This window comes from Streptomyces sp. NPDC014864 (assembly GCF_043081525.1).
In the GTDB taxonomy this organism is placed as follows: Bacteria; Actinomycetota; Actinomycetes; order Streptomycetales; family Streptomycetaceae; genus Streptomyces.
Genome location: NZ_JBIBWT010000019.1, coordinates 117848 through 141337 on the forward strand (window position 1 = coordinate 117848; position 23490 = coordinate 141337).

At 73.8% G+C, this 23490-nt stretch carries 23 protein-coding genes; 10 read left to right on the top strand and 13 right to left on the bottom strand.

What is annotated here, in order from left to right; all coding sequences use genetic code 11:
• Positions 1-18 precede the first annotated feature (18 nt).
• Positions 19-1692, top strand: coding sequence for an FAD-binding dehydrogenase (locus ACF1A5_RS28595; RefSeq protein WP_392195758.1), 1674 nt, complete (start codon positions 19-21; stop codon positions 1690-1692).
• 142 nt (positions 1693-1834) lie between these two features.
• On the opposite strand, the gene ACF1A5_RS28600 is transcribed toward ACF1A5_RS28595, so the two are convergent.
• Positions 1835-2185, bottom strand: a complete 351-nt coding sequence (locus ACF1A5_RS28600) for a DUF488 domain-containing protein (RefSeq protein ID WP_392195759.1) — start codon at positions 2183-2185, stop codon at positions 1835-1837.
• Between the two features lie 178 nt (positions 2186-2363).
• Here ACF1A5_RS28600 and ACF1A5_RS28605 point away from each other — a divergent pair, with 178 nt between their 5' ends.
• Positions 2364-3788: a M1 family metallopeptidase gene (locus ACF1A5_RS28605; RefSeq protein ID WP_392195760.1), complete on the top strand. Its 1425-nt coding sequence runs from the start codon at positions 2364-2366 to the stop codon at positions 3786-3788.
• A gap of 183 nt (positions 3789-3971) precedes the next feature.
• Here the strand turns inward: ACF1A5_RS28605 and ACF1A5_RS28610 are convergent, their stop codons facing one another.
• Both ACF1A5_RS28610 and ACF1A5_RS28615 read right to left on the bottom strand, forming a co-directional pair.
• The gene (locus ACF1A5_RS28610; RefSeq protein ID WP_392195761.1) at positions 3972-4223 is read right to left on the bottom strand and encodes a WhiB family transcriptional regulator; all 252 of its coding nucleotides are present in this window, start codon (positions 4221-4223) and stop codon (positions 3972-3974) included.
• Between the two features lie 125 nt (positions 4224-4348).
• Complete coding sequence (locus ACF1A5_RS28615) at positions 4349-5566, bottom strand: saccharopine dehydrogenase family protein (RefSeq protein ID WP_392195762.1); 1218 nt, start codon at positions 5564-5566, stop codon at positions 4349-4351.
• A gap of 167 nt (positions 5567-5733) precedes the next feature.
• Here ACF1A5_RS28615 and ACF1A5_RS28620 point away from each other — a divergent pair, with 167 nt between their 5' ends.
• Complete coding sequence (locus tag ACF1A5_RS28620) at positions 5734-6450, top strand: TetR/AcrR family transcriptional regulator (RefSeq protein WP_392195763.1); 717 nt, start codon at positions 5734-5736, stop codon at positions 6448-6450.
• Between the two features lie 90 nt (positions 6451-6540).
• A complete protein-coding gene (locus ACF1A5_RS28625) occupies positions 6541-7851 on the top strand; it encodes an MFS transporter (protein ID WP_392195764.1) in 1311 nt (436 codons plus the stop codon).
• A 30-nt stretch (positions 7852-7881) separates the two neighbouring features.
• Here ACF1A5_RS28625 and ACF1A5_RS28630 read toward each other — a convergent pair whose 3' ends face one another.
• Together ACF1A5_RS28630 and ACF1A5_RS28635 are read right to left on the bottom strand one after the other, a co-directional pair.
• Positions 7882-8337, bottom strand: coding sequence for a cyclic nucleotide-binding domain-containing protein (locus ACF1A5_RS28630; protein ID WP_392195765.1), 456 nt, complete (start codon positions 8335-8337; stop codon positions 7882-7884).
• Positions 8338-8673: 336 nt separating this feature from the next.
• Positions 8674-8895: a 3-deoxy-D-manno-octulosonic acid transferase gene (locus ACF1A5_RS28635; RefSeq protein WP_392195766.1), complete on the bottom strand. Its 222-nt coding sequence runs from the start codon at positions 8893-8895 to the stop codon at positions 8674-8676.
• A gap of 272 nt (positions 8896-9167) precedes the next feature.
• On the opposite strand from ACF1A5_RS28635, the gene ACF1A5_RS28640 reads away from it, so the two are divergent.
• The 4 genes from ACF1A5_RS28640 (at position 9168) to ACF1A5_RS28655 (ending at position 12239) form a co-directional block, all read left to right on the top strand.
• On the top strand, positions 9168-9617 hold the full coding sequence (locus ACF1A5_RS28640) for an ATP-binding protein (protein ID WP_392195767.1): 450 nt from the start codon (positions 9168-9170) through the stop codon (positions 9615-9617).
• Positions 9618-9840: 223 nt separating this feature from the next.
• Positions 9841-10710 carry a SigB/SigF/SigG family RNA polymerase sigma factor gene (locus tag ACF1A5_RS28645; RefSeq protein ID WP_392195768.1) on the top strand — a complete coding sequence of 290 codons (870 nt, stop codon included), beginning with the start codon at positions 9841-9843 and terminating at the stop codon, positions 10708-10710.
• A gap of 148 nt (positions 10711-10858) precedes the next feature.
• Positions 10859-11695, top strand: coding sequence for a DUF1206 domain-containing protein (locus tag ACF1A5_RS28650; RefSeq protein ID WP_392195769.1), 837 nt, complete (start codon positions 10859-10861; stop codon positions 11693-11695).
• A gap of 112 nt (positions 11696-11807) precedes the next feature.
• Entirely contained in the window at positions 11808-12239 is a 432-nt protein-coding gene (locus ACF1A5_RS28655; RefSeq protein ID WP_356194037.1) for a hypothetical protein, read from the top strand.
• 109 nt (positions 12240-12348) lie between these two features.
• Here the strand turns inward: ACF1A5_RS28655 and ACF1A5_RS28660 are convergent, their stop codons facing one another.
• Entirely contained in the window at positions 12349-14631 is a 2283-nt protein-coding gene (locus ACF1A5_RS28660; RefSeq protein WP_392195770.1) for an FUSC family protein, read from the bottom strand.
• Positions 14632-14707: 76 nt separating this feature from the next.
• Positions 14708-16072, bottom strand: coding sequence for an NAD(P)/FAD-dependent oxidoreductase (locus ACF1A5_RS28665; RefSeq protein WP_392195771.1), 1365 nt, complete (start codon positions 16070-16072; stop codon positions 14708-14710).
• A 243-nt stretch (positions 16073-16315) separates the two neighbouring features.
• Between ACF1A5_RS28665 and ACF1A5_RS28670 the strand changes: the two genes are divergently transcribed.
• Complete coding sequence (locus tag ACF1A5_RS28670; protein WP_392195772.1) at positions 16316-16789, top strand: MarR family winged helix-turn-helix transcriptional regulator; 474 nt, start codon at positions 16316-16318, stop codon at positions 16787-16789.
• Between the two features lie 41 nt (positions 16790-16830).
• On the opposite strand, the gene ACF1A5_RS28675 is transcribed toward ACF1A5_RS28670, so the two are convergent.
• The 6 genes from ACF1A5_RS28675 to ACF1A5_RS28700 all read right to left on the bottom strand — a co-directional run bounded on the left by ACF1A5_RS28675 (position 16831) and on the right by ACF1A5_RS28700 (position 22834).
• The gene (locus ACF1A5_RS28675) at positions 16831-18594 is read right to left on the bottom strand and encodes a PP2C family protein-serine/threonine phosphatase (RefSeq protein WP_392195773.1); all 1764 of its coding nucleotides are present in this window, start codon (positions 18592-18594) and stop codon (positions 16831-16833) included.
• The gene (locus ACF1A5_RS28680) at positions 18591-19685 is read right to left on the bottom strand and encodes a SpoIIE family protein phosphatase (protein WP_392195774.1); all 1095 of its coding nucleotides are present in this window, start codon (positions 19683-19685) and stop codon (positions 18591-18593) included. Before ACF1A5_RS28680 ends, ACF1A5_RS28675 begins: the two co-directional genes overlap by 4 nt.
• Positions 19685-20125: an anti-sigma regulatory factor gene (locus ACF1A5_RS28685; RefSeq protein ID WP_392195775.1), complete on the bottom strand. Its 441-nt coding sequence runs from the start codon at positions 20123-20125 to the stop codon at positions 19685-19687. The genes ACF1A5_RS28680 and ACF1A5_RS28685 overlap by 1 nt, the downstream gene beginning before the upstream one ends.
• Positions 20125-20547 carry an STAS domain-containing protein gene (locus tag ACF1A5_RS28690; protein ID WP_392195776.1) on the bottom strand — a complete coding sequence of 141 codons (423 nt, stop codon included), beginning with the start codon at positions 20545-20547 and terminating at the stop codon, positions 20125-20127. Before ACF1A5_RS28690 ends, ACF1A5_RS28685 begins: the two co-directional genes overlap by 1 nt.
• Positions 20544-21446 carry an STAS domain-containing protein gene (locus ACF1A5_RS28695; protein ID WP_392195777.1) on the bottom strand — a complete coding sequence of 301 codons (903 nt, stop codon included), beginning with the start codon at positions 21444-21446 and terminating at the stop codon, positions 20544-20546. Before ACF1A5_RS28695 ends, ACF1A5_RS28690 begins: the two co-directional genes overlap by 4 nt.
• A 218-nt stretch (positions 21447-21664) precedes the next feature.
• Entirely contained in the window at positions 21665-22834 is a 1170-nt protein-coding gene (locus ACF1A5_RS28700; RefSeq protein ID WP_392195778.1) for a PP2C family protein-serine/threonine phosphatase, read from the bottom strand.
• A 195-nt stretch (positions 22835-23029) separates the two neighbouring features.
• Here ACF1A5_RS28700 and ACF1A5_RS28705 point away from each other — a divergent pair, with 195 nt between their 5' ends.
• Positions 23030-23464 (top strand): MarR family winged helix-turn-helix transcriptional regulator, encoded by a 435-nt coding sequence (locus ACF1A5_RS28705; RefSeq protein ID WP_392195779.1) that lies wholly within the window; start codon positions 23030-23032, stop codon positions 23462-23464.
• Positions 23465-23490: the final 26 nt, after the last annotated feature.

Genomic DNA, 23490 nt, shown 5'->3' on the forward strand with positions numbered 1-23490 from the left:
GAGGAAGGAACGGTCGCCATGGACGCGGACGTCATCGTCGTCGGAGCAGGCCTCGCGGGCCTGGTCGCGGCGCACGAGCTGACCAGCCGGGGCCGCAGGGTCGCCCTCGTCGACCAGGAGAACGCCGCCAACCTCGGCGGGCAGGCGTACTGGTCCTTCGGCGGGCTGTTCCTCGTCGACTCCCCGCAACAGCGCCGCCTCGGCGTCAAGGACTCCTTCGACCTGGCCTGGAACGACTGGCGGGGGAGCGCGCAGTTCGACCGTCTGGACGACGAGGACTCCTGGGCGGTGCGCTGGGCCCGCGCCTACGTCGAGTTCGCGGCGGGGGAGAAGCGGTCCTGGCTGGAGGGGCACGGCATCACGCTGCTGCCCACCGTGGGCTGGGCCGAGCGCGGCGACCTGCGGGCCGACGGCCACGGCAACTCCGTACCGCGCTTCCACATCGCCTGGGGCACCGGCACCGGCGTCGTGGAGCCGTTCGCCGACCACGCCCGGCAGGCCGCCCGGGACGGGCTGTTGACCTTCCACCACCGGCACCGGGTCGACGAGCTGGTCGTCGAGGAGGGCGCCGCGCGCGGCGTGCGCGGGACCGTCCTCGCCGCGGACGACTCGCCCCGCGGGGTGGCCTCCAATCGGGACGCCGTGGGCGAGTTCGAGCTCACCGCCCAGGCCGTGATCGTCACCACCGGGGGCATAGGCGCCAACCACGACATCGTCCGCCGCCACTGGCCCGAGCGGCTCGGTACCCCGCCGTCGGAGATGGTCACCGGCGTCCCCGCCTACGTCGACGGCCGGATGCTCGACATCAGCGCCGCCGCCGGGGTCCGCCTGGTCAACCGCGACCGCATGTGGCACTACACCGAGGGCCTGCAGAACTGGAACCCGATCTGGCCCGGCCACGGCATCCGCATCCTGCCCGGCCCCTCCTCGGTCTGGCTCGACGCCCTCGGCCGCCGGCTGCCCGACCCGTGCCTGCCCGGATACGACACGCTGAGCACCCTGCGGCATCTGCGCACCACCGAGGACATCGCGGCCCACGACCACTCCTGGTTCGTCCTCACCCGGAAGATCGTCGAGAAGGAGTTCGCGCTCTCGGGCTCCGAGCAGAACCCCGACATCACCGCCAAGGACCGCCGGGCGGTGCTGCGCGACCGGCTGCTCGGCAAGGGCGCGCCCGGACCCGTGCGGGACTTCCTGCGGCACGGCGCGGACTTCGTGGTCGCCGACACACTGGAGCAGCTCGTGGAGAAGATGAACGGGCTCACCGGCAAGCCGCTGCTCGACGCGGCCGAGGTGCGGCGCCAGGTGGAGGCCCGCGACCTGCAGTTGGCGAACCCCTACAGCAAGGACGCCCAGATCCAGGGCATCCGCAACGCCCGCCGCTACATCGGCGACCGGCTCGGCCGGGTGGCCGCCCCGCACCGCGTCCTCGACCCGGCGGCTGGGCCGCTGATCGCCGTCCGGCTGCACGTCCTCACCCGCAAGACCCTCGGCGGCATCCAGACCGACCTCGACTCCCGCGCCCTCGGCACCGACGGCCACCCGGTCGACGGCCTGTACGCGGCCGGTGAGGTGGCCGGCTTCGGAGGCGGCGGCGTACACGGCTACAACGCGCTGGAGGGCACCTTCCTCGGCGGCTGCCTCTTCTCGGGCCGCGCGGCGGGTCGGGCCGCGGCACGGCAGACCGCCTGAGCGCACGGGACGGCTGCGTCCGGAGAGGGCCCCGCCGGGGGACGGGCCCGCACAGGCGGAGCTCCCGGGCACGCGTCCCGCACGCGCTGGCGGGCGAAGTGCCGCACGCGCTCCGGAGTGCCGCACGAGCTCCCGGGCGGGTTCAGTCGCCGAGCAGCGCGGCCAGAACCGACGCGTGGCTCTCCTCGGGAGTTTTCGACGCGGTCAGCAGCGTCACCGTCCCCTTCCGCGTCAACGCCCGTACATGGTCGAGGAGTTCTGCGGCCTCGGGTCGGTCGAGCTCGGCCTCGTACCGGCGCCGGAACTCCTCGTGCGAGGCCTCGCCCTCGTGGTACCAGCGGCGCAACTCGGTGGACGGCGTCAGACCCTTCGGCCACTCGTCGACGCGCGCGTCCGCCTTGGAGACGCCGCGCGGCCAGAGCCGGTCGACCAGGACGCGCACGCCGTCGTCGGGCTCGGGCGGTTCGTAGATGCGGCGCACACGGACGCTCACGGGCGGGTCCTCCTCGTCGTGATGACGGATCGTGGGGCGGAGCATACGTCGGTGGCCCCGCCAACCGGCTCCATCCGGCGGACCGCGTCCGTGACTTGACCTGAACGAGGGCGCGTACGCGGCGCACGGCCCCTACTCTGAGGGGGTTTGATCACCGGCCACCCCCCAAGGAGACCCTGTGACGCCACCCCGGAAGCGGACCGCCGGACGGATCGCCGTCCTCCGGCGCGAAGCCGTGGTCACGACCGTTCCCGTCGCCGTCGCGGCGCTGCTGGCCGCCGCCGGCCCCGCCGCGGCCGGCACGATCGGCTCTGCGGGCGCCGGCGACCCCTACTTCCCGCTCGAGGGCAACGGCGGCTACCACGTCGCCCACTACGACCTGGCCCTGCGGTACGACCCGCACGCCCGGCACCTCGACGGCCGGGCCGTGCTCACCGCCCGCGCCACCCAGCGGCTGACCCGGTTCGACCTCGACCTCGAGGGCCTGAAGGTCACCGGCGTCACCGTCGACCACGTCAAGGCGGCCTACCGCCGCGACGGTCAGGAACTCGTCATCACCCCGCGCACCGCCTTGCGCAGCGGCCGTACTTTCCGCATCACCGTCGACTACGGCGGTGCGCCCGGGCCGGTGACCGATCCCGACGGCTCCCGGGACGGCTGGATCCCCACCGACGACGGGGCCTTCGTCGCCGGTGAGCCGCAGGGCGCCATGACCTGGTTCCCGGCCAACGGCCACCCCAAGGACAAGTCGTCGTACGACTTCTCCCTCACCGTGCCCGAAGGACACACGGCGGTCGCCAACGGCGTCTACCGAGGCCGGCACACCGCCCACGGCCGCACCACCTTCCGCTGGCGGCAGAGCGAGCCGATGGCCGCGTACCTGGCCACCGCCACCATCGGTACGTTCGACGTCGAGCGGTACACCACCCGCGACGGCATCGAGGTCTACAACGCCGTCGACCCGCGCGAGGCGGCCGCCGCCGCACCCGTCCTGAAGAAACTGCCGTCCGTCCTCGCCTGGGAGAGCCGGCTGTTCGGGCCGTACCCCTTCCGCGCGGCCGGCTCGATCGTGGACCACGCGCCGGGTGTCGGATACGCCCTGGAGACGCAGAGCCGGCCGGTCTACGACCGCGCGCCCGACCTGACCACCCTGGTCCACGAGAACGCCCACCAGTGGTTCGGCGACTCCGTCTCCCTCACCCGCTGGAAGGACATCTGGCTCAACGAGGGCTTCGCGACCTACGCCGAGTGGCTCTACAGCGAGCAGCACGGCGGCGACAGCGCCCAGCGGACCTTTGACGCGCTGTACGCCCGCCCGGCGAGCGACGGGCTGTGGGCCCACCCGCCCGGCGACCCCGGCGGCCCCGCGCACCTCTTCGGCACCCCCGTCTACGCCCGCGGCGCCATGGCCCTGCACGAACTGCGCCGGGCCGTCGGCGACCCGGCGTTCTTCCGCATCCTGCGCGCCTGGGCCGCCGAGCATCGTCACGGGCACGGCACCACCGCCCAGTTCACCGCGCTGGCCGAGCGGGTGTCCGGCAGGAAGGTGGCCGGACTGCTCCACACCTGGCTGTACCAACCGGGCAAGCCCCGCGGCGACTGAGCGGCCGATCCGCCGGCGCCGAGCCGTCGAGCCGCCGATCGGCCCGCCGGCCCCGCGGTGCCCGGTCCGTCGGGTTCACGGCGCTGAGCCGCCGATCCACCCGGTCCGCGCATCCGCCGCAGGTGCGGCGGCCCGTCTCCCGCCCCCCGGTGTCGCGGGGGTGGGAGACGGGCCGGAGGGTCGTTACGCGGTACGCCGCCGGGCGGCGGTGCGCCGCTTGAGGGCGCGGCGCTCGTTCTCGGTCGTACCGCCCCACACGCCCATGGTCTGCCCGGTGTCCATCGCCCACTGCAGACACTGCTCCTGCACGGGGCAGCGCCGGCAGACCGACTTTGCCTGCTCCGCCTGCAGCAGCGCCGGTCCGGTGGTGCCGATCGGGAAGAAGAGGTCGGGGTCCTCCTGGCGGCACGCGGCGTGGTCTCGCCAGTTGTCCATAGAAACGTCACCTGCGATCGAAAGTCGTCCGTGCCAAGGGTGTACTCGTCCTCGGGTGTCCGGACGACGCGTGGTGAAACAGTGCAGGTACGTGACGACGAGACCTTCGCACAATCCCCACACGCTCACTGCTCGCGCAGACCCCACGGAGAGCCGTACTCCGTCAGCAGGTTGAGGAAGGGGAGCGCGGGGAACGCCTCGGGGCCCAGCACGCCGGTACCCGACCAGGCGCCGCCCGCCAGGAGTTCGAGGGCCACGACGGGGTTCACCGCCGTCTGCCACACCACCGCCTGGCAGCCGTACTCCGCCATCGACCACTGGTTGTCGACCACGTGGTACAGGTACACCTCGCGCGGCGCGCCGTCCCGGGTGCCGCGCACCCAGGTGCCCGCGCAGGTCTTGCCGTGCATCCTGTCGCCCAGCGTGGCCGGGTCGGGCAGGCAGGCGGCGACCACGTCCCGGGGCGACACGGCGACCGGCCCGCCGGGGCCCGGCACGGTGACCGGCTCGGTGCGGTCCAGGCCCAGCCGGTGCAGGGTCTTCAGGGTGTCCACGAAGTCCCGGCCGAGGCCGTACTTGAAGGTGACCCTTCGCGCGTCGACCCAGCGCGGCACGAGCAGCACCTCCTCGTGCTCCACGTTCACGCACTCCACTTCCCCGATGCCCTCGGGGAAGTCGAACACCTCCGGCTCGCTGAACGGCTCGGTGGTGAACCAGCCGCGCCCGGCCTCGTAGACCACCGGCGGGTTCAGGCACTCCTCGATGGTGGTCCAGATGCTGAAGGACGGGGCGAAGTCGTGTCCGTCGACGGTGAGGTTCGCGCCGTCCCGGACGCCGATCTCCTCGATCTCGTCGAAGAGTTCGTCGGCCGCGTACCGAGCGAACACGTCCGACAGGCCCGGTTCCACCCCCATGCCCACCAGCGCCAGCGCGCCCGCCTTCTCCCAGTCGGCCGCCGCGGCGAACTGCTCGTCGCCGAGTCTGACCCCGCACTCCTCGTACGGCCGCTCCGGGTGCGGCCGGGACAGGGACATCGCCATGTCGAGATAGCCGGCGCCGGCCGCCCGGGCGGCCCGGAACAGCGGCATGACGAAACGCGGGTCGGTCGCGTTCAGCAGTACGTCGCACCGGTGCCGGGCCAGCAGGCCGGCCACCGCCGCCTCGTCGCCCGCGTCGACGCGTTCCGCGGCGAACCGGCCGTCGTCCCCGAGGGCCGCCACGGCGGCCTCGGCCCGCGCCGGGTCGTGGTCGGCGACGACCATCGTCTCGAAGAAGGCACGCCGGGCCGCGATCCGGGTGATCGCGGTGCCCACGCCACCGGCTCCGACGAGCAGTACACGCATGACGGGAACTTCCTTTCGGTCTCGGGCCGGGGACCACCGTTCGGTCCCCGGCCGGGAAGGTCGAGGCGCGCCCTCGGCCGCCGATACAACGCGGCCCGGTCGCGTAAGGTCAATGGCGTTGGCATAAGCGGGGAGCCCGAGGAGCCCCGGAACCGAGGAGGCGGACGATGCCGAAGACCGTGGTGCCCGAGGAGAAGCGGCGGCGGCGCAGGCCCACCCGCGGCGGCACCGTGCTGTCCGAGCGGCTGATCGTCGAGACCGCGCTGCGGCTGCTGCGCGAGCACGGCAGCGCCGGCCTCACCGCCCGCCGGCTGGGCCTGGCGCTCGACTGCGACCCGAGCACCCTCTACCGGTACTTCCGCGGCATGGACGACCTGACCCTCGCCATCGGCGACGCCCTCGTCGGACAGGCCCTGCGGGACTGGGCACCGACGGGGGAGTGGCGGGCGGACCTGCGCGCCGTCGGGCTGCGCATCCACGCGGTGTACGTCGCCCACCCGCAGGCCGCCCTGGTCACCACCAACCGGGTCACCGGCCGGGCAAACGAACTCGCCGCCGACGAGGCCGTCCTGGAGGTGCTGCGCGGCGCCGGCTTCCCGCTGCCGGACACCGTGCGCATCTACCACGCCTTCATCGACCAGACCCTGGCCTTCGCCGCCCTGGACGCCGCCTCCCTGGCGCTGCCGAGCGCCGCGCTGCGCGCCGACGACGCGATGTGGCGCTCCACCTACGCCCGGCTGCCCGCCGCCACCCACCCGCGCATCGCCGAGGCCGCCCCCCTCCTCGCCACCCGCATGGTCACCAGCGCCTACCCGACGGCCCTGGAGATGCTTCTGGACAGCGCGGCCGCCCGCCTGGAGGCGCTGCGCGAGGCCCCGGCCTGAGTGCGGCCACGCAGCGCCGTGCCCGGAGCCCGGCCGGTGCTGCGATAGTGAGGGCGGACAACAAGATGTAACGAGCAATCAGGAAGCCCGGTGGACACGAGCGAGAGCCCCGACAGCAGCACCGCCGCCCCGGCCGCGGCCGCCCCTGCCCCGGACGGACCCGTCCGGCGCGACCGGCGCCGCTGGGCCATGGACACGCGCCCGCTGCGCCGCCCCGCCTACCGCAGACTGTGGTCCTCGACCGTCGTCACCGCCGTGGGCAGCCAGCTCACCGCGGTGGCCGTGCCCAAGCAGATTTACGACATCACCGGCTCGTCGGCGTGGGTGGGGTACGCGAGCCTCGCCGGACTGCTGCCGATGGTCGTGTTCGCGCTGTGGGGCGGTGCGGTCGCCGACACCGTGGACCGCCGCAAGTTGCTGCTGGTCACCAACAGCGGCATCGCCGTCACCTCTCTGCTGTTCTGGCTGCAGGCCGTGACCCGATTCGACTCGGTGGGCGCGCTGATGGCGCTGCTCGCCGTGCAGCAGGCGTTCTTCGGCCTGAACTCACCGGCCCGCAACGCCTCGATCGCCCGGCTGGTCCCGGCGCACGAACTGCCCGCCGCCGGCGCCCTCGGCTCGACCGTCGCGCAGACCGGACTGGTGGCAGGGCCGCTGCTCGCCGGCGCGCTCATACCCGTCGTCGGGCTGCCCGAGCTCTACCTCGCCGACGCCGTCGCCCTGTGCGTCGCGGTCTGGGCGGTGCTGCGGCTGCCGCCGCTGCCACCGGCGGCGGGCAGCGGGGCCCGTCGTGCCGGGCTGCGGGAGATCGCCGCCGGGTTCCGCTACATCGCGCGGCACAAGGTCCTGCTGCTGTCCTTCCTCGCGGACGTCATCGCCATGGTCTTCGGCATGCCCCGCGCCCTGTTCCCGCAGCTCGCCGCCGAGACCTACGCCCCCTACGGCGAGGGCCTGGCGCTCGGTCTGCTGTTCGCGGCCGTCCCCGTCGGCGCCGTGGCCGGCGGGCTGTTCTCGGGCACCTTCTCCCGGGCGCGCCGGCACGGCTGGATGGTCGTCGGTGCGGTCACCGCGTGGGGAGCGGCCGTCGCCGGGGCCGGTCTGAGCGGTGATCTGTGGATCGCCGTGGCCTTCCTCGCCGCCGCAGGAGTCGCCGACATGGTCTCCATGGTCTTCCGCGGCGCGATCCTGCTGTCCGCCGCCACCGACGAGATGCGCGGCCGGATGCAGGGCGTCTTCACCGTCGTCGTCGCGGGCGGCCCGCGCCTGGCGGACGTGCTGCACGGCACCGCCGGATCGGCCTTCGGGCCCCGCGCCGCCGTGACGGGCGGCGGGCTGCTGGTCGTCGCCCTCATGCTGGGCCTGGCCGCCGCCGTGCCAGCCCTGCGCCGCTACCGCGTCTGACGCGCCCGGCCCGACCGCCGGGGCCGGGCACTACAGCGCGCCGCGCCGGGGGATCGAGTACTGCTCCAGCAGTTTGCCCCGGGTCAACTCCAGCCGGTGGGCGAGGATTTCGCAGACGGTCCGCACCAGCGACAGCCCGAGGAGCGGATCCTCCACGCACAGCGCGAGAACGGGCGGCGCCTCGAACTCGTAGGCGCGCACCTTGCTGAAGGCCTCGGCGCCGAAGTCCCACTGGTACGGCGGGAACAGCCAGGACCAGCCGAGCAGATCGCCCGCGCCGAGGCTCGCGACCGTCACCCGGCGCAGCGGCGTCACCTGCTGGTCCAGGTGGACCGCGCCGGAGCGGACGACCCAGAACCGGTCGGCGGTGCCGCCCGCCTCGAAGATCCTGGTGTCCTCGGGGAAGGAGACCTCCTTCGCCAGCTCCATCAGGCGCTCGCGTTGCGCGTGGGGGAGGGCGGTCAGCAGCTTTATCGCTTTGGTCATGACGCTGGGCTCCTCGCCGGCGATGGTTCCGCGCATTTCCCTACGCCCATTTCAGCCGCTGCCGACGCCCCGGGCACCTCGGCGGAGGCGAGGACGGTCCGGCGCGGGCCGGGGCTGCTCGCCCAGGGGCGGGGGACCCGCGCCAGGGCATGAAAAAGCCCTGGCTGGACGGGGGAGACCAGCCAGGGCCGTTCGCGGCGGCGTACGGAGGACGGTGGGTCGACCCCGTCGCCGCGTATGTATGAACCGTAAACCATCTTGCTCGGTTTCGTGTAACCGGCAGCGGGTCAGGTGACCGGTTTCACTTTCAACCTCTCGTTGGGGGTGGCGGTGCCCTCAGCCCTCCGCGTCGTGCCGGCCCGGGGTGAGGATCTCGTCCAGCACCCGCAGGACGGTCTCGTAGGCCAGGACGCGGACCGCCGCCTCCTGCGCCGCCTCCGGGTCCGTCGGCCCGAGATCGACCTGGCGGGCGCGCCATCTCCGCTCCTCGTCCCGCGCACAGCCCCTGGCGCGCTGGATCCGCCGCAACAGCTCGTCTGAGTCCACGACTTCGGTCATGTCCTGGCACCTACCCCGCGCAGGCTGTCCCGACGACTCCCGGACGGGCATGACGTGCCACCGCCACGGCAGGGCGTCCCGTGAACCGGCGGGAGGTCCCGCGGACCGGGCGGACCCAGGTTTGGCCGGGCGTGGAGAGGTGAGCCGGAAAGGGAGACCCGCGGTGTCCGCGCCGCGCGTGGGGGCCCTTCGAGGCCGCACGCGCCCGGGCGCGCACCGCTTCCTTCCGGCCAGGTCCGGCTTCTACCTTTCACCAGTCAGGGAGCGAGGACATGTGCGAGGAGCACAGGACCCCACCCACCGGCGACTTTCCGGGCGCGGGGCCGCCCGTGCCGCACGGCCCCGGGCCGTGCAAACCGGCCGAAGCGCGACGGGAGGTGGAACGCGCCGTCGCCGCCTGCTGCCGGACCGGCCACGCCCCGTGCGACGCGCACGCGCTCGCGGACGCCCAGCTCGTCGCCTCTGAGCTCACCACCAACGCGATCCTGCACGGCGGCGGCGTGACCGACTTCCGCGTCGATGTCGACGGGTGCGGGGTGCGCGTCTGCGTGAGCGACCGCAGCGGCCGCCTTCCGGTGACCCGGCCACCCGTGGACCCGCGGGGGCGGCACCGGCTGAACGGCCGCGGCTGGCCGATCGTGTGCCGGCTGGCGCGCGAGGTCCGGGTGTCGGACCTGCCCTCCGGCGGCAAGTGCATCACCGCCGTCGTTCCTCTGTACTGACCCCGTTTGCAGGTGCACCGGCCCGGCATGCTGATTGGCCGATGCATTTGTTTGCGGGAAGCGGAGTTTGTTCCCCCACCCCCAGGGCAGTCGGAATCTCGTGCTTCGGACCGGAGGCGCGCCGGCGGAAGCGGTAGGGCTGCTCCCGGAGGTCTTCCGGACACCGGACAGCTCACTTCTTCCGCGGTAATTCCCTGGAACCACCGTTCAGGAGCGATTCCGCATGCTCATCGAAATGTCGACAGGCCGATCCGGTACCCCCGAGGAGCAGGCCGCTCCCACCCGGCGGCCGCACGACGACGCCCCCGACACCATGGCCCTCTTCCATCGCCTGGCCGCGCTGGAGGACGGCCCCGAGCGGGACGCCGTGCGCGACGAACTCGTGACCCTGTGGCTCCCCATGGCCCACCGCATCGCGGGCCGCTTCCGCGACCGCGGGGAGTCGATCGAGGATCTGCGGCAGGTGGCGGCGCTGGGACTGGTCAAGGCCATCGACCGCTTCGACCCGGACCGGGGGGCCTTCGAGAGCTACGCCGTCCCGACCGTCACGGGCGAGGTCAAGCGGCACTTCCGCGACCGGATGTGGGCGCTCAGGGTGCCTCGCCGGGTGCAGGAGCTGCGCAACAAGGTGCGCGTCGCGCGCCGTGAACTGACCCAGAACCCGGGCAGCCCCGAGCCCTCCATCGCCGACATAGCCGGCCACAGCGGGCTGACGGAGGAGGAGGTCAGCGCGGGCATGGAGGCCCTGGAGAGCTTCAGCACCCTGTCGCTGGACGCCGAACTGTCGTCCGCCGCCGAGGGTGACGGCTACAACCTCGCCGACACCCTCGGCGCCGCGGACTCCTCGTACGACGTCGTCATCGACCGCGAGTCGGCGAAGGAGGGCCTGCGCAGGCTGCCCGAACGCGAACGCGCCATCCTCTACATGCGCTTCTTCGAGGACATGACCCAGAGCCGTATCGCCGACCGGCTCGGCATCTCCCAGATGCACGTCTCCCGGCTCATCAGCCGCAGCTGCGCCCGGGTCCGGGCGGAGGTGCTGGCGGAGCGGGTGACCCGCCGGGGCGACGGAACCCGCCCGGCGTCCGCCTGACCTCCCGCCGCGATCACGGGACCCCCTATGGCGGAACCAATGCCTCCGCGACACGTGCTGCGCGACACGGCCTCCGCACCGGCGGCCGTGCCCGCCGGGCCGCGTATGTTCACTTCCCGCCGGGGCATCCGGAGGGCGGGAGGTACGGATGGAAACGAGTGTCACGGCCCGTTCCGGGCGCATGAAGGCGCGGCGGGCGGCGAACGGCTCGGTGACGGAGGGGGCCGCGCGGGCGGGACTCACCGCCCGCGGAGTGATCTACCTGCTGGTCGGCGTGCTGGCCCTGCGCGTCGCCTTCGGAGACGGGGAACACCAGGCGGACCGCAGCGGCGCCCTCGCCACGATCGCGGACGAGCCCTTCGGCTCGGTCCTGCTGTGGGCGCTGGGCATCGGCCTGGTCGGCATGGCCGTGTGGCGGCTGTCGGAGGCGGCTTTCGGCTCCGCGGGTGCCGACGGCCGCAAGGTGGGCAAGCGGCTGCTGGCCGTCGTCCGGTGCGTCTTCTACGTGACCGTCGCCTGGTCGGTACTGGCCTTCGCGGCGGGCTCCGGAAAAGGCGGCCGGTCCAGCGACAAGCAGTCCCGGGACTTGACGGCCCGGGTCCTGGACGTGCCGGCCGGCCAGTGGCTCGTCGGCGCGGCCGGGGCCGGAGTCGTGATCGCGGGCGTGGTCATCGCGGTGCAGGCCGTGCGGCGCTCCTACCGCGACAAGATGAAGCTCGGGCAGATGTCGCCGAGGGTCCGGCGGCTGGTGGACGTCACCGGCGTGGGCGGCGGCACCGCCCGCGGCCTGGTGTTCATGGCCGCGGGCGGCTTCGCGATCCGCGCCGCCGTCGATGCCAGGCCCGAGCGGGCCAAGGGACTCGACGACACGCTGCGCGCCTTCGCCGGCACCCCGGCCGGCCCGTGGCTGCTGGCGCTGGTCGCCGCCGGGCTCGTGCTGTTCGGCCTGTTCTCCTTCGCGCTGGCGCGCTGGCGCCGGGTCTGAACCGCTCCGGCCGGGCCCGCGCGTCCCTTCGCCCGGGCCACCGGAGCCACGCGTTTCACACCGTCTTCCCCGCGCGGGGTCTGATCCGTCCCTGGCGGGGAACACGGAGCGGATGAACGAAGACGAGCTTCCGCCCGACGGCCGGGCCGTGGAGGTGTACCTCGACCTTCTCCGCGTCCGGATGCCCGAGGAGGACTACGAGCTGCTGCTCGACGTGGTCGACCCGGTGCTGCGCGCCCTCGACGAACGGGGGCCCGCGACGGTCGACTTCCCGCTGGAGGGAGCGCAGGCACAGGGGCTGCCTCAGGAGATACGGGACGAGGCCGCCCTGGTCATCGCCACCGCGGTGACCGGGAGGCTCGACAACGAGCTGGTCGTCCTCGACATCGACGAGACCGGCCCGGTCCGTGTGGTCACCGACGCGGTGACCGCGTCCGACCCGGACCGCCTCACCGAGATCGCCGACTACATCCGGGACCGGCACCGGGAGACCGAGGAACTGCGCGGCATCGCCGAAGTGAGCGACATGCCCACCGACTTCTGACCCGGCTCCCGGTCCTCGACCCGCGGCCCGCGCACCGGCGCCACGGGCCTTCGCACCTGTGCTCCGGCCCGTGGCCTGTCCGGTCCCCGGACCGGCCCGGCCACGGGCGTCACTGCTTGCGCGCCTCCACCGGCACGCCCAGCGGGCGGGCCAGACCCACCACCGCCTCGTCGAGACGCTGCAGATGCCGCAGCACGCGGCCCGTGATCCGGTCGTAGCGCCGGGCGCCGGACCCGTCGGTCTCCAGCAGGGAGGCGATGCTCGGCCCGGCCTCCACCTCGTCGGTGGCGTGCTCGTCGGCCACGTGCGCGCCGAGAGCCGCGATGTTGCGCGTGATACGGCCGCACGCCGGCCGCAGCCGGGGATCCGCCCCGATGGACGGGTTCGAGGGCAGCAGCTCGGCCGTCGCGGCCAGGGACCGCGCGTGGTAGGCGCAGGTCTCCAGGAGCGCGACCACGTACTGCGCCGTGCTGCGCCGCGCTCGCAGCGGCGTGATCGGATGGGTCAGCGGCTGCGTCGCCGCCCGCAGCTCGCCCAGCGCCCGGTCCAGGTCGCGTGCCTGGTCCAGCAGATCGGCCGGCGGGCCGCCGCTGAGCTGGTCCACCGCGGCGTCCGCCACGTAGGTGAGCCGCTCCAGCACCGTGCCGAGCAGCTCGTTCGTACGGAGGTTCGTGCGCACCGGCAGCACCAGCGCCGCCGCGATGACCCCGCAGGCGGCGCCGAGCGCCGTCTCCTCCACCCGCAGCACCAGCACCGACAGGGTGTAGGTGTGCAGCAGGGTGTACAGCAGGCCCAGGGCCGCGGTGACGAAGAACGACATCAGCGTGTACGACAGCGGCGCCGTGTAGAACATCGCGAAGGCGAACACGAGTACCAGCGCCAGCGCCGTCCAGGTGTGGGGCCCGACCAGGCCCGCCAGCACGATACCGGCGACGACCCCGAGCACGGTGCCCACCAGCCGGCGGTAGCTCTTCACCAGGATCTCGCCCGTGGACGAGGTGTTGATGAAGACGATCCAGCAGGTCAGCACCGCCCAGTACCAGCGCTGGCTGGAGAGGAACTCGCCGCCGACGATGGCCAGGGCCGAGCCCACGGAGACCTGCACGGCCGCGCGGGTGGTGGGCCGCTGCAGCCCGGTGGTCCGCTCCTCCTCGGCCTCGCTCTCCTCCGCGCCCTCGATGGCCGCGTTCTCGGCGTCCAGCTCCTCCCGCGAGCGGGCCGTCGCGGGGGTGTCGTCGGACTCGTCCTGCGGTCCGCCCAGCGCGATCCGGAGTCCCAGCACCGCCCGCGCCGCCTCGCCGACGGCCCGGAAGACGTCCTGCACGGCGGGCGGCGCCGACGGGAGGTTCTCCTCCTCCCGGTAGCCGAGGAGCCGGTTGCGCACATGGGCCATCGCGGTGCCGCCGCCCTCCCCGACGGGCCGCAACACGAGCATCCGCAGGGCGGACAGATCACGGCGCAGCGTGTCGGCCTGCTCGTCCCGCACCGGCGACGGGCCGCCCGCGGGGGCGGGCGCGCCGGGCAGGTGCAGCGTGAGGGTGTCCGCGCGCTCGACGCCGCGGGCGCCGAGCAGCAGCAGGCCCAGCCGCTCGGCGGCGATCTCGGCGTCCGCGATGCGGCGCTGCACGGTCCGGGCGACGGCCTCGTCGGAGGTCCCCTCCTCCAGCCGGCCCTGGATCATCATGGCCGTCTCGTGCAGGCGGGCCGTACGGTCCCGGACCTCCGCGAGGACCTTGTCCACCTCGTCGGGGCCGGCGTCGAGCAACGCGCTCTGTGCCGCCACCAGCTGGGCCAGACGGACGCGGAAGGCCTCGCGCAGCCGCTGCAGGATGCCCGTCGGCGTCTCGTACACCACCGCGAAACGGACGAACGCGCTGCACGCGAACGCGAGGGCGACGACCCCGTACAGCCCCGGCAGCGCCGCCGGTGTCGCGCCGACGAACAGGGACAGGAAGTAGGTCTGGAAACCGATCAGGCCGAGCGCGGTGCCCCGGTCACCGAACCGGCGGCTGTAGACGGCACCGAAGATCAGCGCGACGAAGAAGAGGTCCCCGGCCACGACCCGGGTGTTGAGCAAGGCGCCCAGCGACACGGACACCAGTGCCACCAGCAGACCGAGGGCGAGGGTGACGGCCTGCTCGGCTCGCTGCTTCTCCCGGATGGCGAAGGTGGCCACCATCGACGCGATCGCCCCGGCCACCAGGTGCGTCACCGGTGCGCGCAGCACGCCGAGCACGGCCAGGGTCAGGGCGATGGCGCCCGCTGTCCGTGATCCGGCCGCCAGCCTCAGCAGCCCGGGATCGGACGCCGTGATCCGATCCCTCAGACGCGCCCAGACCGACCCCTCCGCTGCCCTCACGCCGCCGTACTCTCTCCCGCTCCACGTGATCATCCGCTCGTCCAGCATGACATGCCGCGGCCGGGCCGCCCGCGGCGGTCCGGCCGCGCGGGAGAGCGGGCCCGCTCCGTCAGCCCTCCAGCGGCTGCGCCCGCCGCACGTGCTCGCTCACCTGTTCCGGCGTCAGGTACGCGTCCGTGTACTCGAAGTCCTTCAGCTGGGCGGGCTTGCGGGCCTGGAAGCCGGTCCGCACGAAGTCGTCCCCGGCGACCGCGTTGAGAATCCAGTTCGTCAGGACCCGGGTCTTGGCGACGTTGGTGCGCAGCGCCCCCAGGTGGTAGGCGCGGGCCACCGCCTGGGCCGGCACCCCGCGGAGCTCCACACCCAGCGGCTTGGCCACGGCGTCCTTCCCGCCGAGGTCGACGACGAGCCCGAGGTCCTTGTGCTCGTAGGGTTGCAACGGCCGGCCGCGCAGGGCCGCGATGACGTTGTCGGCGACCTTCTTGCCCTGCCGCAGGGCGTGCTGCGCGGTGGGCGGGCAGACCGCACCCTCGCCCTTGGCCAGGTCGGGCACGGCGGCGGAGTCGCCGAGGGCGAACACCCCGTCGTTGCCGGGCAGGCACATCTCGGCGGTGACCGCGAGCCGGCCCTTGACCGTCTCCGCGCCGAGCGTGGCCATGAGCGGGCTCGCCACCACGCCCGCCGTCCAGATCAGGGTGCGCGTGGGCACCACGCGGCCGTCGGTGAAGGTGACCTCCTCCGGCGCGGCCTTGGCGATGGAGACCCCGAGGGAGATCTCGATGCCGCGCCGCTTGAGCACCTCCTGGGCACTGCGGCCCAGCTTGTCGCCCAGTTCCGGCATCAGCTTCGGCGCGATGTCGATGAGGTGCCACTTGATCAGGTTCGGGTCCAGCCGCGGATAGCGCTTCACGGCGGCGTGCGTCAGACGCTGCAGGCACGCGGCGGTCTCGGTGCCGGCGTACCCGCCGCCGACGACCACGAACTGCAGCCGCGAGGCACGCTCGGCCGGGTCCTCACTGGCGTCGGCCAGGTCGAGCTGGGAGATGACGTGGTCGCGGATGTAGGCGGCCTCGGCGAGGGTCTTCATGCCGAAGGCGTGCTCCGTCAGGCCCGGGATGTCGAACGTCCGGGTGACGCTGCCGGGCGCCAGCACGATGTAGTCGTACGGCTCGTCGACGATCTGGTTGGTGATGGTGCGGATGACGCACACCTTGGCCTTCAGATCCACACCGATGGCCCCGCCCGGGATGATGCGGGTGCGGTACCTCTTGCTGCGGCGCAGGGACACGGCGATCGACTGGGGTGTCAGCACGCCGGAGGCGACCTGGGGCAGCAGCGGCAGATAGAGCTGGTAGGCGAACGGCGTCACCAGCGTGACGTCGGCCTCGTCGGGGCCGAGTTTGCGTTCCAGGCGGCGGACGCACTCCACTCCGGCGAAGCCGGCGCCCACCACCAGGATCCTGGGTCGTGTCACGGTGTTCTTCCCTTCTGCGGCCCCGGGCGGTCCGTCTCTCGTTCGTGCGCCTGCCCATGGGCCGCCGCTTCGCACCTTTTCGATCCCGCCGCGCCGCCGGCCGCCCGCCCGCCGCCGGACACGGTTCTTCCAGGCGGGTTCCCGAGATCGGGCCTCGTATCGCGGCACATGTCGGTCGTGTACTCCGTGGCCTTTCGGGTAGCCCGACGTACATGACAAGTGGCGTGGCCGAGGGGAACTGAGGTGGCCTGCGAACAGGGGTCCGAGCAGTGGGACCGACTCGCCCGGGGGGTGGTGGACGCCGTCGAGTGCGTCGTCGCGCTCTGGTTCTCCGCGGCCGAGGAGATCACCCCGGGACTGCCCGCCCGTCAGCTGCATGCGCTGAAGACAGTACGCCACCGGCCCGAGCTCAATCTGACCGCGCTGGCCGAGCACCTCGGCATCGGTCTGCCCACCGCCAGCAGACTGTGCGACCGGCTGGAGGCCGCGGGCCTGCTGGAGCGCACCCTCCAGCCGCACAACCGGCGCGAGGTGCAGCTGGTGGTGACCGCCCACGGGCAGCGGCTGCTCGCGGAGGTCACCGAGGGACGCGTACGCCGTCTCGCCGACGTGTTCCGGACCATGACACCGGAGCAGTGCGCGGCGCTGCACCAGGGGCTGGTCGCCTTCCACCAGGCGCACACCGCCCCGCACGACCGGCCACTGCCGCCCGGCTGACCCCGGCCGGCCCCCCCCGTCCCGAGGACCGCGGGCCCCGCTCAGCGAGCCCGGCCCCTCGCCCCTGCCACCGGGCGCCCCTCCAGTCCGGCGCCGCTGTCGATGTGGCACAGCAGCAGGCAGACGTCGTCGTCGCGCTCGGAGTCGCTCAGCAGCGGGGGCAGCAGCCGGTCCGCCGAGCCGCCGAGGTCGGCGTCCAGGTCCGCCGAGTCGCACGCCCCGAGCGCCGCGGCGAGCCGCTCGATGCCGGGGTCTATGCCCTGCGCGCGCCTCTCCACCAGACCGTCGGTGTACAGCGCCAGCGTCGCGCCGGGGGAGAGGCGGACGGTGTGGTCCCGGATCTCCTGCCGCAGCGGGATGCCGAGCATCGCGCCGGGCTTGGCGTCGAGGACCCGCACCTGACCGTCGGGCATCCGCAGCACCGGCGGCGGATGACCCGCGGCGGCCCAGGTGAGCGTCGGGTCGCCGGGGCGGAACCGCGCGATGACCGCGGTGGCGAACAGGTCGGGCTGCAGATGGTGCAGGAAGGTGTGCAGCTGGGTCAGCAGCTGGCCCGGGCTGCCGCCGTCGACGGCGTAGGCCCGCAGCGCGGTGCGCAACTGGCTCATCATCACGGCCGCGTGCAGCCCGTGCCCGGTCACGTCGCCGATGACGGTGATCAGGCTCCCGTCGGGCTGCCGGAACGCGTCGTACCAGTCCCCGCCGATGTTGAGGCCGTGGGTGGCCGGCAGATAGCGGGCGGCCAGGCCCAGCCCGGGGGTGGTGGGCAGCTCGGTGAGCAGCGCCCGCTGGAGGGTCTCGGCGATGTCGCGGTTGTGCTCGAAGCGCCGCGCGTTGTCTATGGCGATGCTGGCACGCCGGGTGAGCTCGATCAGCATCACGGCGTCGTCGGGATCCCAGCGCTCTCCGGGGGGCGACAGCGTCAGCACACCCAGCGGTGCCCGCCGGGTGGGCAGCGGAACGCACAGCAGGGGCCGCTCCGGATCCAGTGCGGACGGCGGCTGGTCGTCGACTCCCGGCAGCCCGCCGGGGCGGTCGGCGGCGTACTGCGGCCGCCCGGTGCGGGCCGCGATCACTGCGGCGGCGGGGTGGGGGGAGGAGCGGTGCCGTTCGTCCTCCTGCTCGAACAGCCAGACGTCGACGCTGCTGGCGTACTCGGGGACGAGCAGGTCGGGCAGGCGGCGAACGATCTCGTCGTGGTTGAGCGAGGCGGTCAGGACGGCGCTGGCGTCCGCCAGGAAGGTGAGCCGGCGGCGCGCGGTCTCCGCCTCGGTGCGCGCCTTGCGCTCGGCGGCGAAGGCCTCCCGCTGGGCCCGTCCGGCGGCGTCGAGTTCGCCGTGCAGCGCCAGGACGCCCTGGTTGGTCTGGTGCAGCTCCTCCCGGTGGAAGGAGACCAGCTCCTCCTGCTCGGCGAGCTTCTCCAGGGTCAGCGCGGTGTCCTCGTCGGCCCCGAGCAGCGCCTCGGCCAGCGTGGCCGGGTCGTCCGGCACCTCGCCGTCCGCGGCGTCCGCGGCCTCGGAGCAGGCGACCGTCGTGTGCCACGGGGGCTCCGCGGCGGGACCGGCGCCGGGGGCGGGCATCACGGTGGCGTGCAGCAGCCCGTCTCCGCCGGCGGGCGCGGGGGCCTCCAGGTCCAGCTGCCAGGTGCCGCCCTTGGTGAGGCACTGCCGCAGGTGGGCGCTGAGGGCGGTGGCCAGGCGGGTCCGTTCGAGCGTGGGCACGCCGTACGCGGCGGCCAGCCGCGCGGTGGCGATGCGGGCCCGGGCCGCGTCGGTGACGTCGGTGATCTGCCAAGTGTGCTTCATGGGCGGTCCGGCGGGGTCGGAGTCAGGACGGCCACGGTGGTGTCGTCCCGTACCGGGTGGGCGGCGCTGCTGGTGTCGCGGAGGGTCACGGCGGCCGTCACGGCGGGATCGGCCGTCGGCAGGACGGGTCCGGACGGGGGCGTCCAGCGGCTCGGCAGGCCGTCGCTGTGCAGGATCAGCAGCCGGTCCGCCGTCCAGGGCGCCTCGTGCTCGGTCAGGGTCGTAGGCCGGTGCAGACCGACGATGCCGGGCCGCGACAGCAGGGCGCGCCAGCCGTCGCCCTCGCGCAGCCGTGCGCCGATGTTGCCGATGCCGGCGAAGCGCAGGAGTCCGGTCCGCAGGTCGAGCTGGGCCAGGGCGACGGCCGCGCCCCGGGTGGCGCGCAGCGCCTCGTCGAGCTTCCCGAGCAGTTCGGCGGGCCCGAGGTGCGCCGCGCGGCGCACCGTCTGCACCGCCGCGGACGACGCGCGGGCCGCCTCCGGGCCGTGACCGAGCCCGTCGGCCAGCATCAGGGTCAGCCGGTCCCCGGACCGCACCCAGGTCCAGGCGTCACCGGAGTACGCGGCCCCGGCGAAGGGGACGTTGACCCCGCCGGCCCGCACCGGGGCCGGCCGTTCCGGGCCCCCCGGGTGGTCCGCGGGCGCCGGATCGGGACCGTCCCGCCGCGGGGCCGCGGGGCCGATCCGGGCGAGTGCCACGGTGCCCCGGCCGGCCGCGCTGTGGAGGTCGAAGTCGTCGGCGACGCGCCGGCAGGTGCCGAGGCCGGCGCCGAGCGAGCGGGCGGTGGAGAAGCCGTCCCGCTGGGCCGCACAGACGTCGGCCATGCCCGGGCCGTGGTCGATCGCGGTGATCTGCACGAGCGACGGATGCCCCGAGCCCGCCCGCGCAACCGGCGGCGCGACGACGTCGACGAGGACCTGGCCCCCGCCGGCGTGCTTGAGCAGGTTCGTGGCCAGCTCCGTCGCCACCAGCGCCGCGGCCGCCGTACGCCTCTCGTCGAGCCCGGCGAGCGCCGCGGCGCCCTCGGCGGCGACCCGGGCGTCGCGCACCCGGGTCGAGTCGTGCACCGGAACGTCCCACAGCCGCGGCATCAGGCCTCCTCACGCGGATGCGGGGGACGGGCCACCCAGGAGGTCACGGTCACCGTGGTACCGGCGCCGGGGGCGCTGTCGACGGTGAACTCGTGCACCAGGCGGCGCGCACCGCCCAGACCCATGCCCAGACCGCCGCCCGAGGTGTAGCCGTCGGTCAGCGCCTGGTTCAGGTCCGCGATGCCCGGCCCCTCGTCACGGAAGGTCAGCCGGAGTCCGTGCGCCCGGCCGGTGACGACGTGGTCCGCCGCCATCTCCCCGCCCCCGCCGTGCACCAGGGTGTTGCGGGCCAGTTCGCTGGCCGCGGTGACCAGCTTGGTCTGGTCGACCAGGCCGAAGCCGAGCCGTCCGGCCGCCCGGCGCACGTGCTGGCGCACCCACACCAGGTCCCGGTCCGAACGGATCGGCAGGCAGGCCCGGATGTCCGCGGCGGTCTCCATCAGGCCCTCCCCGGGGAGGTGCAGCCGGGGCCGACGGCGGGTTCCTGCTGCCCGACGAGCAGCCGCAGGGCGTCCTCGGTGTCGAGCGCGGTGCGCAGTCCCGGAAGGGTCAGGCCCAGCTCGACCAGGGTGATCGCGACCGCGGGACGCATGCCGGACACCACGGTCCGCGCCGCCAGCAGTCCGGCCTTGCCCGCGATCTCGGCCAGGAGGCGTCCCAGGTAGGAGTCGACGACCTCCACGCCGGAAATGTCGATGACCACGCCGGTGGCGCGGGTGCGGACGACGGCCTCGCCGATGTCCCGCTGGAGCTGTTCCGCCGCGCTGTCGTACAGATCTCCCTGCAGGGTGATCAGGAGCACGTCACCGAGCCGGAGCACCGGGACGTGCGCCGTGGCGGACCGGGCGAAGTCGTCGATCACCGCTGACCCACACCGTCCGGTGCCGTCGCGGTGACGATGTCCGTGCCCAGCCGGCGCAGGGCGTGGGCCAGGGCGTCGGCGAGGGTCGCGCGGGTGACGACCGTGCCCAGGTCCAGGCCGAGGTGGACGATGGTCTGCGCGATGGCGGGCCGAATTCCGGAGACCACGCACTCCGCGCCCATCAGCCGGGCGGCCGCGACCGTCTTCATCAGATGCTGGGCCACCAGCGAGTCCACGGTCGGCACCCCGGTGATGTCGAGGATCGCGAAGCGGGCGCGCTGTTCGACGACCGCATCCAGCAGGCTCTCCATCACCACCTGGCTGCGTGCGCTGTCGAGCGTCCCGATCAGCGGGACCGCCACGACGCCGTCCCACAGGCTGACGACGGGGGTGGCCGCCTCCAGCAGCTGGAGCCGCTGCCGGTCGATGAGGGCCTGGCCGTCGCTCAGCGCCGCCTGCTGCACCACCAGCCGCAGCGTGCCCATGAGCACGGTCAGGGAGTTCGCGCACTCGCGCAGCCACTCGGCGGGGGCGTCCGCGAGGTCGGCGACGAGCAGCTCCACCACGGGCGGCCGCAGCGCGTCCACGTCGTTCGACACCTGCGAGGGAGTCAGACCGGTCCGGGACCGCGCGGCCCCCATCCGGGCCAGTTGCTCCCGCACCACGGCGAAACCGTCGTCCGCCGGGTCCGCGACGTGCCCGGAGGCGGCGACCCGGGCGAGGGCGTCGGCCACGTCCCGGCCCGCCTCCACCGCCTCGTCCCGGGACACCGTGAACACGGCACGGAAGAGGGCCTCCTCGGCCCAGCGCTGGGCGATCTGCTCCCGGCGGCGGTGCAGGAACTCCCCGACCTCGCGCGCCGGCGATCCGTGCTGCTCCGCCGCTTCTTGCTCCGGCACCTGGCTCCACTCCTCCTCCGCGTGGCACCGCACGGATCCGCTGGTGGCAGCGGGGCGGCGGTGCGACCTTTGCCGGGCGACAACTGTAACCACGGGCCCACGTCGTACGACACCTCGTCCCGTCCACGCGATCCGGTCGGGGCAAGGCATGCGCCCCTCACTCGTACGCGCGTGCGAAGTCGGCGTCACTGTTCGGTCCGGTGGCTCGGGTTGGCGGCCTACGATGCGGGCTGCTTGCCGAACCAGTCGACGCAGACGACCAGCGCGTCGTCGTCCGGCTCGGGCCTGCCGCGGTGCCCGGTCAGCTGCCGCAGCACCGCCGCGGGCACCTCGGGCGCGGGCAGCAGCCCGGCCGACGTGATGGCCCGGGCCAGCGCCCGCTCGCCGTACTCCTCGCCGCCGGGCGCGGCCACGCCGTAGACCCCGTCGCTCACGAAGACCAGCCGGTCGCCCGGCCGGAGTGTGAACTCCTGGGGGATGTAGTCGGTCTCCTCGAACATGCCGAGCGGCAGTTGCTGCTCGAACGGCACGGGGGTGACGGAGCGCTCGCGGACCCGCAGCATCCGCGGCGAGCCCGCGTCGACCACCTGCAGCCGGCCGGTGGACAGCTCCAGGTCCAGCAGCAGCACCGACAGATAGGCCGCCCCGCGGTAGTGCGCGTAGATCGCCTGGTCGGCGAGGGCCGCCTGGTCCGCGATGGGAATGCCCGCCCGGCGCGCGTTGCGCAGCGCGTTGAGCCCGAGGTGGGTCAGCAGCGACGCCTCGATGCCCTCGCCCATGCCGTTGGTCACATAGAGGATCAGCCGGTCGGCGGAGACGCTCCAGTCGAAGTTGTCGCCGAAGACCGCGTAGGCCGGCTCCAGCTGGGCGCCCAGCGCGTACTGGGGGCCGGAGCAGGAGCGGGCCGGCAGCAACTGCCACTGCATCTCGGCCGCCAGGGTGAGCCGGTCCCGGCGGCGGGCCCGCACGAACAGGTCCGTGTCGCGCTCGGCGACGACCACCTCGTGGCCCAGCGCCCGGGCCAGCTCGTCGAGCTCGGCCAGCAGCTCACCGCTCGCCGCCGCCGAGGGGACGGTGACGGACAGCACGCCGAGCCGGTCGCCGCGCACCGTGACGGGCAGGTGCACCCGTGCCAGGTCGCCGCAGTCCTCGGTGAACGGCTCCTGCGCGCCGAACGCGCGGCCGGCCGGGCTGCCGTGCACCGGCAGCGGGTCCGGAACGTGCGGGGAGTGCGACACGGGCTGCAGCACGGTCAGCCCGTAGTCGGCCATCAGCAACTCGACGTCCCGCGCGGCGTACTGGCTGCACAGCACTTCGCGGAGGGCGTCCACCACCTGGTGCGGAGCCGCGGAGCGCAGGGCGCGCTCGGCGGCCACGAGTCTGTTCACGATGTCGGTTATGCCATTCTCTGTGATGCTGCGGCGCCGCGTCCGTGCCGTGGTGGCCGCGGCCGTCGTTTCCGTGGTGATCCGTGTCCGGACCGCTGTCCCGGGCTCCGGTGAGCTGACAGGGTCCGGGAAGCCTGCGAGAGTGTGACCGTGACGTCCTCCTACCCGCGCCCGCATCCCCCTGAGGCGGCGCGTGTGACCTCGGAGACGGCCGAGCTGCTGGAGGTGCTGTGGGGGCGCGCCTCGACGGCGCCGGTGTCCGCCTCGCAGTTGCGCGTGCTGTTCATCCTGGAGCACAACGAAGGCATCAACCTTCGCACCCTCGCCGACGCTCTTGGCTCCACCCCGCCGTCGACGAGCCGGCTGTGCGACCGCTTGGAGGCGGTGGGCTTCGTCCGGCGGCAGACCGCCGCCAGCAGCCGCCGCGAGGTGCAGCTGGAACTCACCCGCCGGGGCCGGGTCTTCCTGGACGACCTGCGTGCCCGCCGGGAGGCGGAGCTGCACTCGGTCCTCGCACGCATGCCCGTCGCGCAGCGGGCCGCGCTGCTGACCGGGCTCGAGGCGTTCTGCGACGCCGCGGCGACGCAGATCCACGGCAGCGGCGCCGCGGACGACGCCCGCACGGCCTGAAGACCTCCTCGCCGGCACATCTGTGG

What these genes read in the sequence shown, in the direction of transcription:
- ACF1A5_RS28645 (WP_392195768.1), top strand. Translation starts at nt 9,841, where the DNA reads ATGCTCATCGAAATGTCGACAGGCCGATCCGGTACCCCCGAGGAGCAG.
- ACF1A5_RS28595 (WP_392195758.1), top strand. Translation starts at nt 19, where the DNA reads ATGGACGCGGACGTCATCGTCGTCGGAGCAGGCCTCGCGGGCCTGGTC.
- ACF1A5_RS28650 (WP_392195769.1), top strand. Translation starts at nt 10,859, where the DNA reads ATGGAAACGAGTGTCACGGCCCGTTCCGGGCGCATGAAGGCGCGGCGG.
- ACF1A5_RS28640 (WP_392195767.1), top strand. Translation starts at nt 9,168, where the DNA reads ATGTGCGAGGAGCACAGGACCCCACCCACCGGCGACTTTCCGGGCGCG.
- ACF1A5_RS28680 (WP_392195774.1), bottom strand. Translation starts at nt 19,685, where the DNA reads ATGCCGCGGCTGTGGGACGTTCCGGTGCACGACTCGACCCGGGTGCGC.
- ACF1A5_RS28635 (WP_392195766.1), bottom strand. Translation starts at nt 8,895, where the DNA reads ATGACCGAAGTCGTGGACTCAGACGAGCTGTTGCGGCGGATCCAGCGC.
- ACF1A5_RS28620 (WP_392195763.1), top strand. Translation starts at nt 5,734, where the DNA reads ATGCCGAAGACCGTGGTGCCCGAGGAGAAGCGGCGGCGGCGCAGGCCC.
- ACF1A5_RS28660 (WP_392195770.1), bottom strand. Translation starts at nt 14,631, where the DNA reads ATGATCACGTGGAGCGGGAGAGAGTACGGCGGCGTGAGGGCAGCGGAG.
- ACF1A5_RS28675 (WP_392195773.1), bottom strand. Translation starts at nt 18,594, where the DNA reads ATGAAGCACACTTGGCAGATCACCGACGTCACCGACGCGGCCCGGGCC.
- ACF1A5_RS28610 (WP_392195761.1), bottom strand. Translation starts at nt 4,223, where the DNA reads ATGGACAACTGGCGAGACCACGCCGCGTGCCGCCAGGAGGACCCCGAC.
- ACF1A5_RS28615 (WP_392195762.1), bottom strand. Translation starts at nt 5,566, where the DNA reads ATGCGTGTACTGCTCGTCGGAGCCGGTGGCGTGGGCACCGCGATCACC.
- ACF1A5_RS28655 (WP_356194037.1), top strand. Translation starts at nt 11,808, where the DNA reads ATGAACGAAGACGAGCTTCCGCCCGACGGCCGGGCCGTGGAGGTGTAC.
- ACF1A5_RS28630 (WP_392195765.1), bottom strand. Translation starts at nt 8,337, where the DNA reads ATGACCAAAGCGATAAAGCTGCTGACCGCCCTCCCCCACGCGCAACGC.
- ACF1A5_RS28685 (WP_392195775.1), bottom strand. Translation starts at nt 20,125, where the DNA reads ATGGAGACCGCCGCGGACATCCGGGCCTGCCTGCCGATCCGTTCGGAC.